The following is a 12,797-nucleotide window of genomic DNA, read 5'->3' on the forward strand; positions in this document are numbered from 1 at the left end:
CCGGCGTCGCACGGACTGCCCGCGCGACGACCGGGTCAGTTGCAGGTGGTGACGCTCAGGCTGCTGTCGCCGCAGAGCAGCAGGCTGGCGCGGCTGCCGCCGCCGGTGGCGATCTCGTCCGTGAGCTCGTCCTTGGGGGTCTCCATGCTCTGCAGGTCGAGAAGCGACATGATGGTTTCCTTTCTCGGGGACGGAATGTGCCTTGCCATGACCTCCGATGACCGGAGGTCAGCTCTGGGGGCCGTTCGCACGGCCGGGCGGAACGGGCGGAACGAACGGCAGCTGCACCGGGGAGTCGTCCAGCGCGGCGCCGAGGGCCAGCAGACAGCCCGCCGTTCCCGTGGCGAGATCCATGGAGAGCCGCATCATCTGCTCGCCGGGGAAGGCGAGACGGCCCTCGTACGGCAGGGCGTGCCAGGACAGGACACCGATCTGCCGCGCCAGGTCGGCCCGTGAGGTGCCGGGCCCGGACGCGGCCGTCCGGCTCAGGTGCAGCACCATGCCGGCGGCACCCCGGAAGAGGCCGGGCTGCGCGTAGAACTTCGCCTGCGCGGCTCGTACGATCTCCTGGCGCGCCCGGGTGAAGCGGTCGTCCTCGCCGTGGACGAGCCAGTCGTCGAGCACCATGCCGATGCCGGCGCTGCCCGCACCGAGATAGGGCATGGTGCGCCAGCCCTCGTCGACCTGGAGCGCTCCGCCCGCACCGTGGACGCAGCGGTCCAGATCGCGACGCAGCGCATCGGCAGCGAGGCCGAGCAGGGCCGGATCGCCGGTCCGTTCGTACAGGCGCAGGTGCAGCAGGGCCCGGCCGGAGGCGCCGTGGAGCAGTCCGGCCCGCTCCCGGGCGGGCCGGGCGCCATCCGCCGTCGTCGTACGGGCGACGAGCCGGCCGCAGCGGAGGGCGGCGTCCCGCAGCGAGCTCTCGCCGGTGGATTCCGCGAGCGCGTCGAGGGCGAGGCCGATGCCCGCGAGACCGCTGTGCAGATCCGGCCCCATGGCCGTCCAGTCCTCGGCGAGGACGAGGTCCACCAGGTCCATGGCCGCCGCCCGGTGGCCGAGCCGGTCCAGCGTCCAGGCGATGCCGGTGAGCCCGTCGTAGAAGCCGAGAGGAGTGCCGGACGCCGGACGGCGCACGGTGCGCAGCAGCCAGTCCTCGGCCTCGGGCCAGGCGCCGCAGCCGGTCTCGGCCAGCGCGTACAGCACTCCGGCCGTGCCGTGGGCGAAGCAGGCGCCGCCCACCGGACCGGCGAACTGGGCTATGTCCCCGGGCAGACAGCGGTCCTCCCGCCCGAAGCGGGCCGAGGCGCGGATGGCCTCCGCCATCGAGTCGCGGCTGTGCGGCCAGTCGCCCGGTTCGACGGGCAGGTATTCCGGCCCGTGCGTCACGGCCGGTTCCACGGGGCGTTTCGAGGGTGCCTCTGCCGGTTCCGCGGAGGTTTCGGCGGCTGACGTCGCGGCCTGATTCGCGGAAGGCGCCGTGGAGGGCCTTCCGGAACCCGGGGCGGGCGGGAGGCCACGGGTGATCTCCGCGACGGCCTCGTCCAGGAAGGCGCGGTCCACCGGGAAGTTCTCGGCCACGATGTCCGCCAGATGGGCCGCCTTCGCCCGGTCCACGGCGAACAGGCTGGTCAGCGGAAGGAACAGGGCGAGACGCAGGCAGGCGAGGGCGTACCGGTCGACATCGGCGCCCCTGCGGTCCGCGGGGGCCACGAAGCCGGGGTTGGCGATGACCTGCCGGCGGCCTTCCCCGATCGGTGCGGCCGCCTCGAAGTCCAGCAGCACCACGGACGACTCGTCCTCGGAGACCATGATGTTGAACAGGTGCAGGTCGTTGAAGACCACCCCCCGCTCGTGGACCCGCGCCACCGCGTCCTCCACCAGCCGGTGGATGCGCAGCGCCCACTCCGTGTAGGCGGTGAGGGCCCGGTCGCCGGGGTCCTCCTCGATCAGTGGATGGCGTCGGGCGAAGAAGCTGTTGAGCGGGCGCCCCTCGATGTGCTCCAGGACGAGGAAGCGATGGTCGCCGAGTGTGAACCAGTCCAGCACCTCCGGCGTGCAGTCGAGCCCGGACAGGCGCTCCAGCGCGTCCTTCTCCCGCTCCAGCCGCGTCACCGCGTCCGCGCCGTCGGCAGCCAGCCCGGCGTGCGGCCTGCCCTCCTTGAGCACGACCCGTCGGCCCGTCCGCTCGTCCCGGCCGACGTAGACGCCGCCGCCGTTGGAGAAGTGCAGGGCACGTTCGACGGTGTAGGGGATGCCGTCGGTGGTGGTGGCGGCCCGTGCCTCCGCGTGCGGGCGGAGGAAGCCGGGCAGGGTGATCCATTCCGGCACGTGGAAGGCGGGCCCCCGAACGTCCGGTACGAGCCGCCCCGAGCCGTCCTCGACGGCGGGCCGTAACTCCCCCTGGTCGTCGCGGCAGTGGCGCTCCGTGAAGCTCCCGTACCGCACGAAGACCGGCCCGGCTCCCCAGCGCAGATCACTCAGGACGTACGGTCCGGGTTCCCCGGCCAGGAGGGCGTCGAGATCCTCGGCGACGGTCCGGCACTGTGCGTCGTCGGCGGGGTAGACGGTGATGAACTTGCCGCTCCCCGCCCGGTCCGCGTACTTGGCGTTGCGGATGTGCAGCAGATGCCGGCTGGGTACGAACTTGAAGGCGATGTCCCGCGGCACGCAGTAGTCCCAGACCTGGGCGAGCACCTTCTCCGCGTTGTCGAGACAGGCCGAGACATGGATCTTCCAGCCCTGTGCGGGCAGGTGGACGTCGAGCGGACGGTACGCGAGCCAGTCGCCCTTGCGGTGCCGCTGCCAGCCCGCGGGTGCCTCGCGCCGCGCCGCCTCGTACAGCCTGCCCGGTCCGTCACCGTCCTCGGCGAGCCGGTGAGGGGCGTCGTAGAACGTCCGGTCGGCGTCGCAGTAGACGGCGTACCCCTTGTTCATCTCGTCCCCCCTGTGGCCGGTTTCGACGTCCCAAAGACTGACACGGGCCTGAAGGGCCCCGACAGTCACAACTGCCACCAAGGGACCGTGAGGAACTCACGAGTAACCGGCGCGGGGCAGGGCGCCGGACGGCCGCCGGCGGCCACCGCATTGCGCGGGCGACCTTCCTCCGCGGACCCCGCGCGAACCGCGTGAGTCCTCCTTCGCGTCCTGCCCCCGGCGCGTCATCTCGCACATCCGGACGGGCGCGAACCCCAGAGGCGCAGCCCGGGGAAGTCGGGTGACCTCGGGTCCGTCCGTCACCCGGGGCCGGCCGTCCCGCACGGGCGCGGCTCGGGGCCGGGCTCAATCCGCCACGAGGACCACTTCCAGGGTCCGGGGCCCGTGGACGCCCTCGACCCGGTCCAGCTCGATGTCGCTCGTCGCCGACGGCCCGCTGATCCAGGTCAGCGGACGGGACGGGTCCAGCCGCCCGAGGGCCTGCGGCACCGAGTCGACGACCTGCTCCGGGACCCGTACGACACAGATGTGGTGGTCCGGTACGAGCGTGATGCGGCGCCTGCCCTGCGCCGGGCCGCCGTCCAGCACGATCGTGCCCGTCTCGGCGATGGCGACGGCGCAGCCGGTGACGACGCTGTCCACGGAGTCGAGCTCCCGCGGAGTGCCAGCCGCACGGTCGGCGATCCGCACGGGGTCCGCGGCTGCCAGCCAACGCGGTGGCAGGCCGTCCGGCACCAGCACCGAGGCGGACCCGCGCTCCGCCAGCAGCCGGGCGAGGAGCCCCGCCAGCCCGTCCGCGGAACAGCGGTGCACGCGCGCCCGGTAGTCCGCCAGGTTCTCGGCGAGCAGGTCCGCCGTCCGCCCGGGCGTGCGTGCCCCGTGGACGCGAAGGTAGTCGCGGGCGACCGGCACGTCACCGGGCCGTTCCTCGCGCGGTACGTCCGCCAGGGCGCGGCGGACCCGGCCGAGCACCGTGTCCCTGCTGCTCACTCGGCGCTCCCCCCTCGTGTGCGCCGCCACCAGTCGCGGAACGACTCGGCCGGCACCTCCGGCACCGCCCGGGTCTCCGTCCAGGCCCGGCCCGGCCCCGGCAGGCGCTCCGGATGCAGCCGGCGGGTGCGCGCGGCGAGGCGCTGGGCCGTGCGCAGCGCGCCCGGATGGTCGAACGTCCAGCGTGCGGCGCGCATCGCGGCACGCTCGGCGGCGTGGCCCTTCGCCGGGCGGATGACGACCTTCCTTCCGCCGCGGGTCACCGGGCCGCCCTCGACGACCCGTTCCCGCAGGTGTACCAGCACCTCCGGGATGTCGATGGCGACCGGACACACCTCGTAGCAGGCGCCGCACAGCGACGAGGCGTACGGCAGCGAGGCGTCCAGCTCGCTGTCCGTGCCGCGCAGTTGGGGCGTGAGAACGGCGCCGATCGGGCCCGGATAGGCGGACCCGTACGCATGGCCGCCGGCCCGTTCGTACACCGGGCAGACGTTGAGGCAGGCCGAGCAGCGGATACAGCGCAGCGCCTGGCGTCCGACCGTGTCGGCGAGGGCGTCGGTGCGGCCGTTGTCGAGCAGCACGAGGTGGAACGCGCGCGGACCGTCGCCGTCGGTGGTGCCCGTCCACATGCTGGTGTACGGATTCATGCGCTCGGCCGTGGAGGAGCGGGGGAGCAGCTGCAGGAACACCTCCAGGTCCCGCCACGTCGGGACGACCTTCTCGATGCCGACGACGGAGATCAACGTCTCGGGGAGCGTGAGGCACATCCGCCCGTTGCCCTCCGACTCGACCACCACCAGGGTGCCGGTCTCGGCGACCATGAAGTTGGCGCCCGAGACGGCGACCTTGGCGCGCAGGAACTTCTCCCGCAGGTGCAACCGGGCCGCCTCGGCGAGTTCGGCCGGCCGGTCGGTCAGCCCGTCAGGGGCGGGCCGGCCCCAATCCGCCATCCTCTCGCGGAAGATGTCGCGGATCTCCGAGCGGTTGCGGTGGATGGCGGGGACGAGGATGTGGGACGGGAGGTCGTCGCCGAGCTGCACGATCAGCTCGGCGAGGTCGGTCTCGCAGGCTGTTATCCCGGCCTCCGCCAGCGCGGCGTTGAGCCCGATCTCCTGTGTGGTCATCGACTTGACCTTGACGACCTCGGTCTCGCCGGTGGCGCGGACGAGCCGGGTGACGATGCCGTTCGCCTCGGCGGCGTCGGCCGCCCAGTGGACGTGGCCTCCCGCCGCCGTCACGGCGTGCTCCACCTGCTCCAGATAGTGGTCGAGGTGGCGCAGCGTACGGGTCTTGATCGCGGCGCCGGCGGCACGCAGCCGCTGCCAGTCGTCGAGTTCGGCGACGGCCCTGGCGCGCTTGTCGCGGATGGTGTGCGTGGCATGGCGCAGATTGCCTCGCAGGGTGGCGTTCCGGGTGGACCGGGCCGCGGCCTCGGGGAAGGAGGGCATGCCGAGATACGTGCCGCCGCTCATCGAGGGTCCCCTTGGGTGCTCGCCAGGATCTCGGCGATGTGGACCGGGCGGACCGCCGACCCGAGCCGGGTGAGCGTGCCGCTGATGTGCATCTGACAGGAGTTGTCGACGGTGCACACCGCCTCCGCGCCCGTCGAGGCGATGTTGCGTGCCTTGTCGGCCCCCATCGCCGCGGAGACGGCGGCGTTCTTGACGGCGAAGGTGCCGCCGAAGCCGCAGCATTCCTCGGCGCCGGGCAGCTCGCGCAGTTCGAGGCCCTCGACCCGTTCCAGCAGCCGCCGCGGTCGGTCGCCGAGGCCGAGCATCCGCAGCCCGTGGCAGGTGGGGTGGTAGGTGACGGTGTGCGGGTAGTACGCGCCGACGTCCACGACCTGGAGCACATCGACCAGGAACTCGGTCAGCTCGTATGTCTTCGGCACCGCGCGCGCCGCGGCCTCGGCGAGCTCCCGGCCGCGGCCCTCGGCGGCGGCCTTCGCACCGATGCGCGGGTAGTTGTCGCGGACCATGGCGGCGCAGGAGCCGGAGGGCGTGACGACGTAGTCGTAGGCGTCGAACGCGGTGGCGTGGCGGCGCACCAGCGGTTCGGTCTCGTGCCGGTAGCCGGTGTTGAACTGCGGCTGGCCGCAGCAGGTCTGCGCCGGCGGGAAGTCCACCCGCACACCGAGGCGCTCCAGGAGGGCGACGACGGCCCGGCCGGTGCGCGGGAAGAGCGTGTCGTTGACGCAGGTGACGAAGAGCGCGACCCGCATGGCTGTCCCTCCTCGGCTGCTCCGGCACCGGACCGGGCTCCGGTCCCCGGCTCGGGCGTCGGCACCGGCAACTCGGCACCGGCCCCCGGCTCGGGCCCCGGTGGGCCGGGGCTCGGGCCCGCTGCTCCCGGGCTCGGACCTCACCTGTGGCCGCATGGTGCCGTGGCTCCCGAGTCTCGCACAGGAGGCCCCGGGTCTCTGGCTCACCTCCGATGATGTCTCGGACGTACGGACCGCACGAGGACGTTCCCAGGCGCGACGGCGTCACGGGACCGGCCGCGGCGGGCGGGCCGCAGGCGTCGGCCGTCAACCGGCCGAAGCGCGACCGGCCCGCCCGGCGGCGAGCGCCGAGACGCGCCTCACCCGCCCGCGCGGACGCCGACGGCGGCGGGGAGAGCCGTCCCGCGCACGTTTCCCCCGGCGCTTCGCGCGTGGGTGAGCGTCACGAGACGCGGCTGCCGGGACCACCACGGCCGAGAGGCTGCACGGGTGCCCCCATCAGGGGGACGATGGGGCTGCGGCCGGGTGGCCCCGGCCGGGCCCGCGCCGCACGCCGGTGTGCACGTCGCGGCGCGGGCAGTGAGGAGGACTGGTATGTGCGCGGCCAGGTCCTGGACCGATCCCACGGCGGGGGAGCTCGCTCCGACCGCCTCCGGCGGGCTGCTCGACCTGCTGGGTGTGGCGGCCGTGCTGCTCGACGCCGAGGGAAGGATCGATCTCTGGAGCCCCCAGGCGGAGAGCCTGTTCGGCTACAGCGCCGAGGAGGCCCTGGGCCAGTTCGCCGGCCGGCTGCTGGTCCACGAGGAGGACCTGGAATTCGTGCTGGGCCTCTTCGCACAGGTCATGGAGGGCGGGGACAGCTGGGCCGGTGTCTTCCCCGTACGGCACAAGGACGGCGGCACCCGGCTGGTGGAGTTCCGCAATATGCGGCTCATGGACGACCAGGGCGACTACTACGCCCTGGGGCTGGCCGCCGACCAGACGACGGTTCGGCGGGTCGAACGGGACCTGGCCCTCTCCGCCCGCCTGGTGTCGCAGTCGCCGATCGGACTGGGTGTGCTGGACACCGACCTCCGCTACATCTCGGTGAACCCCGCCGAGGAACGCATGAACGGCGTTCCTGCCGCCGAGCACGTGGGCCGGCACGTCCACGAGGTGCTGCCGTTCCTGGACGCGTCCTTCGCAGCGACGATGCGCCAGGTCCTGGTGACCGGCACCCCGGTCCTGGACCAGTACACCGTCGGCAGGACCCCGGCGGACCCGGAGAACGAGCACGCCTGGTCGATCTCCTTCCACCGGCTCGAAGCCCCCAACGGAAAGGTCCTGGGCGTGGTGACGTCGAGCGTGGACGTCACCGAGCGGCACCGCGCCGTACAGGAGCAACGACGCACGGTGCTCGCCCTCCAACGCAGCCTGCTGCCCCTCGCACCGCCGCCGCGACCGGGCCTGGCGGTCGCGTCCCGCTACCGGCCCGCCCGAGCCGCGGTGGAGATCGGCGGGGACTGGTTCGACGTCATCGCGCTCGGGGGTGACAAGACCGCCCTCGTCGTCGGTGATGTCATGGGCAGCGGCGTGAGCGCCGCCGCCACCATGGGGCAGCTCCGAACCGCCACCCGCACCCTCGCCTGTCTCGACCTCGATCCCGCCGAGGTGCTCCAGCACCTCGACCGCATCACCGAGGACCTCGCGCAGGAGACCATCGCCACCTGCGTCTACGCGGCCTACGACCCCCACACCGGCCAGTGCCACATGTCCCAGGCCGGTCATCTGCCCGCCGCCCTCCTCCATGCCGACGGGACACGGGAACTGCTCGATCTGCCCACCGGCACCCCGCTGGGAGTAGGAAAGGGCGACTTCCACGCCGGCACGGTCGCCCTCGACCCGGGCGACCAGCTCGTCCTGTACACCGACGGTCTGGTCGAAAGGCGGGACCAGCCCATCGACGCGTGCCTGGACAACCTGCTCGTCCTCCTGGACGACCCAGAACGTTCTCCGGACGACACGTGCGACGCGCTGCTGCGCACCCTGCGTCATCCCGGTGACCACGACGACGTGGCGCTGCTCGTGGCCCGGGTCCTGCCCTCCGAGCCCGGCCCGGACGCCGTGCGGCAGCCCGCCTCCGGGAAGGAGGAACACGGGCCGGGCGCGCGCGGCCGGCCGCGGGAGCGGTGAGGCAGGGCTCCAGGCGGTCGCGGTACGGGCCCGCGAGGCCGGCGGCGGGACGACGCGCGGGGGCGCGCTGCTCGCAGGGTGCGGCCCGGCCCGGTCCATCCAGTGGGCCGAGGTCGTACACGCGGGACACGGCCTGCCGCACCTCGTCGGCCGAACCGCTGAGATCGATGGGAATGGTTTCCCACTCCCGCGCGGTGAAGCCCGCCGGCCCCAGGATCTCGTGGAGCCCGTCGCGACTGCGCGTCCGCCTGTCCCCGAGCGCCGGGACGCGTCGGGAAGGGGGCGCTTCCTCGACGACGGACCGCAACAGGGTGACGAGCGCTCGTACGCCTCGCCGTTCCCAACCTACGACGCCGAACTCCCGCAAGGGGCCCGCCCAGCGCGATGCCGAGTCCCCCGGTTCCACCCGCGGGCATTGAACACCCGCGGGGATCCGTACGTTTCAAAGGTAACTACATATCAGTTGCAACGAGCAACGGCCCGTGCCCGGTTCCGCCCGGGCCGGTCCGGGGCCACGGCGGCGGCATCGTGCTCGCCCGGAACGCCCAGGTGTCCGGCGTCGGGCGCCCGTGCGTCGCGGTCGTGACGCCGTCCACGGCAACTGTTCTGTGGAAAGGGGTGAGTCGATGCCCGGGATCCTCCGGGCATCGCCAGGAATCCGTACGACATGCGGCTTTCCCGTCCGGGGGCCGCGGAACAGGAACGAACGTGATGTCCAAGCGAACGGGCCGGATCGCGGTGCTCGCCGCACTTCCCGCCGCCCTCCTGACCACCTGCGTCGCGTCCACGGCGTTCGCGGCGGAGAACCCGGCGTTCCAGATCGACCTCGAGCAGCTGAACGACTCCGGTTCCCGGGGAACGGCCATGCTGAGCCTTCGCGGCAGGGAACTGACGGTGTGGATCAAGTCGGAGGGCATGGTTCCGGGACAGCCCTCGGCGCAGCACCTGCACGGCTCGACCGACGGGCACGACTTCCACTGCCCGGACGCGAGCGACGACACCGACGGCGACGGGATCCTCAACAACACCGAGGCCACGAAGGACTACGGCGACATCAACATCTCCCTCACCACGGAAGGGGGGACGGACGCGGGGAGCGGCCTGGCCGTCGACCGGATGCCCGTCGCCGACAAGGAGGGCAAGATCACCTACAAGCGGACCATCACGGTCTCGCAGGACGTGGTCGACAACATCAAGGACCTGCACATCGTGCAGCACGGCATCGACCGCAACGACAACGGCGAGTACGACGTCGAGGGAGCCGGCAAGAGCGAACTCGACCCCAAGCTCCCCCAGGAGGCGACCGCACCGACCAACTGCGGGGTGGTCAAGGGCGCCGCGGTCGGGTCCATTCCGGTCGGCGGTATCGAGACCGGCAGCGGACCCGGTGCCGCCGGGCTCTTCCCGGGTGCCGTGACCGGCGGCGTCGTCGCGGCCACGGCGGCGGCCGGTGCGCTGGTCGTCGTCCGCCGGAGGACGACGACCCGCTCCGAGGCCACGGCGACGACGGCGGGTGCCGCATGAACCGCCCCTCGGGCAGCGGGGCGGGACCCGGCGCCCTGCGTGCGACCGTGTCAGCGATCGCCCTCGCGGCGACACTGCTGCTCACGTCCTGCGGCGGCCAGGACACGGCGGCACCGCCGGCCGGCTCGGACCGGAGCGCCGCACAGGACCCGGCGGGCGGTCAGGAGTCGGCGGCGGGCGCGGGCAAGGCCGCAGGGGCACTCGCCCGGTCGGCGCCGCGCGTGGTGTCCATCCCGTCCCTCGGAGTGCAGAGCGAGCTGGAGTCGCTCGGGCAGAACAAGGACGGGACGATGACGACCCCGAAGAACCCCGACCTCGCGGGCTGGTACGAACCGGGCCCCACCCCCGGCTCCCAGGGGCCGGCGGTGATCGCCGGACACGTGACCTGGAACGGCAAGGCCGCGGTCTTCGAGAAGCTGAAGACGCTGAAGGCCGGCGACACGATCAAGGTGACGCGCGAGGACGGGAAGACGGCCGAGTTCGCCGTGGACCGCATCGCCGAGTACCCGAAGAAGGAGTTCCCCACCCTGGAGGTCTACAAGAACCTCGATCACGCGGGCCTTCGACTGGTCACCTGCGGCGGCCAGTTCGACGCCGACCGCAGCTACTACCCCAACAACGTCGTGGTGTTCGCCAGCATGGTGGCGGTCGCGTAGGGCGTGTTCCGGGTGGGGCGCCGTCCGCCCGCGGGGGCGGGGGTGGCGGCGCCCGGCCCGGGCGCCGCGGGGACGTCACCGCGGTCGTGGGCACCGCGTGCGTTGCCGAGGGGCCGCATGGAACGGTCCCGGGGACGCGGCGGTGCCCACGACCGCGCCGGGTTCGACCAGCGCCCGGGAAAGGACTCGCCGCCGTGCGCGGACCCGCCCCGGTTCAGCCGCAGTCGTACGTCCGAGGCGGCCGTCGCAGCGCGGGTCTCGTGGGCGCGGTGGCCGGGGGAGCAGAGCATGGACCGACAGTGCTTCCCGGGCTCCCAGGCGTCGGAGGCCGTCGGTATCCTGGAGACACCGGCGATCGTAGAGCTCACCGAAGGCGTCCTGGTCGCCACGTGCGACCTGGACGAGGAGAGCGTCGGCGGAGGGACCGTGTGCGGCGGAGGGAGCGCAGGGGCGGGCAGCTCGTGGGACGGGTAACCGGTGCACGCCCGCTGCCGAGGCGTTCGTCAAGGCCGGTACACGAGTTCGATCGCCGCCGCCGCGATGACGGCCCACACTCCGATGCCGAGCACCCACATGGCATCGAGGAAGGCGCCGGCGGCGATCAGGACGACCGCTGCTCCCGCCAGGGCGAGAGTGGCTCGGCGGATCCCTTGGTCGGGTAGCCAGTCAGGCATCACACGAGCAGTATGCAGCCCGTTCCGTGATTCCCCGTGGCCCGTCCCGATCGCTGACGCTTCCTTGACGCCGGCGGGCCCCGACCCGCTCGGCCATTCGGCGGGCCGGGTGACCGCCGCCGAAGGGCTTGAGGCGACGTGGGCGCGCGCGGACCCCGCGGCGCGGTCGTCCGGCGCCGACCGGGTGTGCGAGACGCGTCCGGGCTCGGCTCCTCGTGGGCTCACGAGCGCGCCGGGTCCTCGGGCGTCGTCGGTCCGGTACGTGAGGTGCGTGGAGACCGAGACGACCCCGTCCACGCTCCTGCACAGGCGTTCGATGAGGGGGAGCGGACTGCGGAACTCGACGGATCCGTCCAGGGCGCCTGTCCCTTCGAGTCCCGTGCCGGCGCACGTGGTCATGTCGAGCTGTCGGAACCGGCACTCCGGCGGGGTGCGGCCCAAGACCGCGTCGGCGCCGCCTCGAGAAGGGGACTGGTCGGCCCAGGACCAGGGCTTTCCGGCCCGTGCGGCGGCACGACGCGCGTGGCACGTTGGGTTGCAGCAACATTCTGAGGAAGGGGCGGCGGTCATGCGAGCGCACCTCGGCGATCAACTCGTCATCGACAGCCCGGCGACCGGCGGTACCAGGCGCGACGGCGAGATCGTCGGACTCCACCATGCGGATGGAACACCCCCCTACGACGTGCGCTGGTCGGACACGGACCAGGTGACGCTGGTGTTCCCCGGGCCCGACGCCCATGTCCGTCACCTGGAACACGCGTCCGGGGCGACGCCTTCGAGGCCGGATGCCCCGGGCGCGACGCCCGCACGGCCCCGGCCCGACCGGGCCCCCAGCCCCGGCGGCATCGGCCGGCGGGTGGCCGCCGAGCGCGAGCGGCAGGGGCTCACCCGGGCCACCGTGGCCGGCCGCGCCGCCATGGCTCCGCAGTACCTCGCGTACCTGGAAGAACGCCCGGCCGACCCCGGTCTGGGCACGCTGACCCGACTCGCCGGCGCGCTGGGAACGAGCGTGGAAGCCCTGCGCGGGGGCGGCATCGATCTGCCGCCCGGGCAAGGCCAGGCCCTCCTCCATCCCGAACTGCGGGAACTCGATGCCGACGAGTGCCGCGCCCTGCTCTCCACCCATGGCGTGGGCCGCGTCGCCCTGACGGCACCCGTCGGCCCGGCAGTCGTTCCGGTGAACTACGAGGTCATCGACGACGAGATCGCCTTCCGCACCGCACCCGGTTCGTTGCCCGCGGCGGCCGTGGATTCCGAGGTCGCCTTCGAGGTCGATCATCTGGACGAGACCGCCGGCCAGGGCTGGAGTGTTCTCGCCGTCGGCCCGGCGCGACACGTCACGGAACCCGATGCGGTGCGACGGCTGGCGGACGGCGCTCACGCCCACCCGTGGGCGGGTGGTGAGCGAGAGATGTGGGTGTCGATCCGGCCCCAGCGCCTCACCGGCCGCCGTATCGGTCCGGCCCCTCGGTGAGCGGACCGGGCGGCTGACCGGGTGCCGGGACCGCCGGGCGACTCCCGAGGCGGCAGGAGGCGGGAGGGGCCCTCCGGACGCACGGCCCCGCCGGGGCTCCGGGGCCGGAGCCACCGGCCGCGGGGGGTCCGGGAGCCGATCCCGGGTGTGTC

General features: G+C 73.2%; 12 protein-coding genes and 1 pseudogene. 5 read left to right on the forward strand and 8 right to left on the reverse strand.

Features of this window, described 5'->3' with window-relative positions; all coding sequences use genetic code 11:
- Nucleotides 1-35 precede the first annotated feature (35 nt).
- The 5 genes from O7595_RS30795 to O7595_RS30815 form a co-directional block, all read right to left on the reverse strand.
- Entirely contained in the window at nucleotides 36-170 is a 135-nt protein-coding gene (locus O7595_RS30795) for a SapB/AmfS family lanthipeptide (protein WP_093652864.1), read from the reverse strand.
- 58 nt (nucleotides 171-228) lie between these two features.
- Nucleotides 229-2,934, reverse strand: coding sequence for a class III lanthionine synthetase LanKC (lanKC, locus tag O7595_RS30800; protein WP_269731855.1), 2,706 nt, complete (start codon nucleotides 2,932-2,934; stop codon nucleotides 229-231).
- 345 nt (nucleotides 2,935-3,279) lie between these two features.
- On the reverse strand, nucleotides 3,280-3,924 hold the full coding sequence (locus tag O7595_RS30805; RefSeq protein WP_269731856.1) for a LutC/YkgG family protein: 645 nt from the start codon (nucleotides 3,922-3,924) through the stop codon (nucleotides 3,280-3,282).
- Nucleotides 3,921-5,396: a lactate utilization protein B gene (locus O7595_RS30810; RefSeq protein WP_269731857.1), complete on the reverse strand. Its 1,476-nt coding sequence runs from the start codon at nucleotides 5,394-5,396 to the stop codon at nucleotides 3,921-3,923. Before O7595_RS30810 ends, O7595_RS30805 begins: the two co-directional genes overlap by 4 nt.
- The gene (locus tag O7595_RS30815; protein ID WP_269731858.1) at nucleotides 5,393-6,145 is read right to left on the reverse strand and encodes a (Fe-S)-binding protein; all 753 of its coding nucleotides are present in this window, start codon (nucleotides 6,143-6,145) and stop codon (nucleotides 5,393-5,395) included. The genes O7595_RS30810 and O7595_RS30815 overlap by 4 nt, the downstream gene beginning before the upstream one ends.
- Before the next feature lie 594 nt (nucleotides 6,146-6,739).
- Here O7595_RS30815 and O7595_RS30820 point away from each other — a divergent pair.
- From O7595_RS30820 to O7595_RS30830, 3 genes are all read left to right on the forward strand, one after another.
- On the forward strand, nucleotides 6,740-8,317 hold the full coding sequence (locus O7595_RS30820; RefSeq protein WP_269731859.1) for a SpoIIE family protein phosphatase: 1,578 nt from the start codon (nucleotides 6,740-6,742) through the stop codon (nucleotides 8,315-8,317).
- 708 nt (nucleotides 8,318-9,025) lie between these two features.
- A complete protein-coding gene (locus tag O7595_RS30825; protein WP_269731860.1) occupies nucleotides 9,026-9,841 on the forward strand; it encodes a hypothetical protein in 816 nt (271 codons plus the stop codon).
- Nucleotides 9,838-10,497 carry a class F sortase gene (locus O7595_RS30830; RefSeq protein WP_269731861.1) on the forward strand — a complete coding sequence of 220 codons (660 nt, stop codon included), beginning with the start codon at nucleotides 9,838-9,840 and terminating at the stop codon, nucleotides 10,495-10,497. Before O7595_RS30825 ends, O7595_RS30830 begins: the two co-directional genes overlap by 4 nt.
- Here O7595_RS30830 and O7595_RS30835 read toward each other — a convergent pair.
- Nucleotides 10,449-10,787: a hypothetical protein gene (locus O7595_RS30835; protein ID WP_269731862.1), complete on the reverse strand. Its 339-nt coding sequence runs from the start codon at nucleotides 10,785-10,787 to the stop codon at nucleotides 10,449-10,451. The genes O7595_RS30830 and O7595_RS30835 overlap by 49 nt on opposite strands.
- On the opposite strand from O7595_RS30835, the gene O7595_RS30840 reads away from it, so the two are divergent.
- Complete coding sequence (locus O7595_RS30840; RefSeq protein ID WP_269731863.1) at nucleotides 10,786-10,971, forward strand: hypothetical protein; 186 nt, start codon at nucleotides 10,786-10,788, stop codon at nucleotides 10,969-10,971. The two genes, O7595_RS30835 and O7595_RS30840, sit on opposite strands and share 2 nt — an antisense overlap.
- A gap of 29 nt (nucleotides 10,972-11,000) precedes the next feature.
- On the opposite strand, the gene O7595_RS30845 is transcribed toward O7595_RS30840, so the two are convergent.
- Nucleotides 11,001-11,171, reverse strand: coding sequence for a hypothetical protein (locus O7595_RS30845; protein ID WP_269732687.1), 171 nt, complete (start codon nucleotides 11,169-11,171; stop codon nucleotides 11,001-11,003).
- A 246-nt stretch (nucleotides 11,172-11,417) separates the two neighbouring features.
- Nucleotides 11,418-11,543: pseudogene (locus O7595_RS30850) on the reverse strand (CBS domain-containing protein); the annotation flags it as partial.
- A 196-nt stretch (nucleotides 11,544-11,739) separates the two neighbouring features.
- Between O7595_RS30850 and O7595_RS30855 the strand changes: the two are divergent.
- Complete coding sequence (locus O7595_RS30855) at nucleotides 11,740-12,645, forward strand: pyridoxamine 5'-phosphate oxidase family protein (protein WP_269731864.1); 906 nt, start codon at nucleotides 11,740-11,742, stop codon at nucleotides 12,643-12,645.
- Nucleotides 12,646-12,797: the final 152 nt, after the last annotated feature.

The sequence above is a fragment of the Streptomyces sp. WMMC940 genome, from assembly GCF_027460265.1.
Taxonomy (GTDB): Bacteria; Actinomycetota; Actinomycetes; order Streptomycetales; family Streptomycetaceae; genus Streptomyces.

Coding starts and splice junctions, on each gene's coding strand:
- O7595_RS30815 (WP_269731858.1), bottom strand. CDS start 6,145: ATGCGGGTCGCGCTCTTCGTCACCTGCGTCAACGACACGCTCTTCCCG.
- O7595_RS30820 (WP_269731859.1), top strand. CDS start 6,740: ATGTGCGCGGCCAGGTCCTGGACCGATCCCACGGCGGGGGAGCTCGCT.
- O7595_RS30830 (WP_269731861.1), top strand. CDS start 9,838: ATGAACCGCCCCTCGGGCAGCGGGGCGGGACCCGGCGCCCTGCGTGCG.
- O7595_RS30810 (WP_269731857.1), bottom strand. CDS start 5,396: ATGAGCGGCGGCACGTATCTCGGCATGCCCTCCTTCCCCGAGGCCGCG.
- O7595_RS30835 (WP_269731862.1), bottom strand. CDS start 10,787: ATGCTCTGCTCCCCCGGCCACCGCGCCCACGAGACCCGCGCTGCGACG.
- O7595_RS30845 (WP_269732687.1), bottom strand. CDS start 11,171: ATGCCTGACTGGCTACCCGACCAAGGGATCCGCCGAGCCACTCTCGCC.
- O7595_RS30840 (WP_269731863.1), top strand. CDS start 10,786: ATGGACCGACAGTGCTTCCCGGGCTCCCAGGCGTCGGAGGCCGTCGGT.
- O7595_RS30795 (WP_093652864.1), bottom strand. CDS start 170: ATGTCGCTTCTCGACCTGCAGAGCATGGAGACCCCCAAGGACGAGCTC.
- lanKC (WP_269731855.1), bottom strand. CDS start 2,934: ATGAACAAGGGGTACGCCGTCTACTGCGACGCCGACCGGACGTTCTAC.
- O7595_RS30855 (WP_269731864.1), top strand. CDS start 11,740: ATGCGAGCGCACCTCGGCGATCAACTCGTCATCGACAGCCCGGCGACC.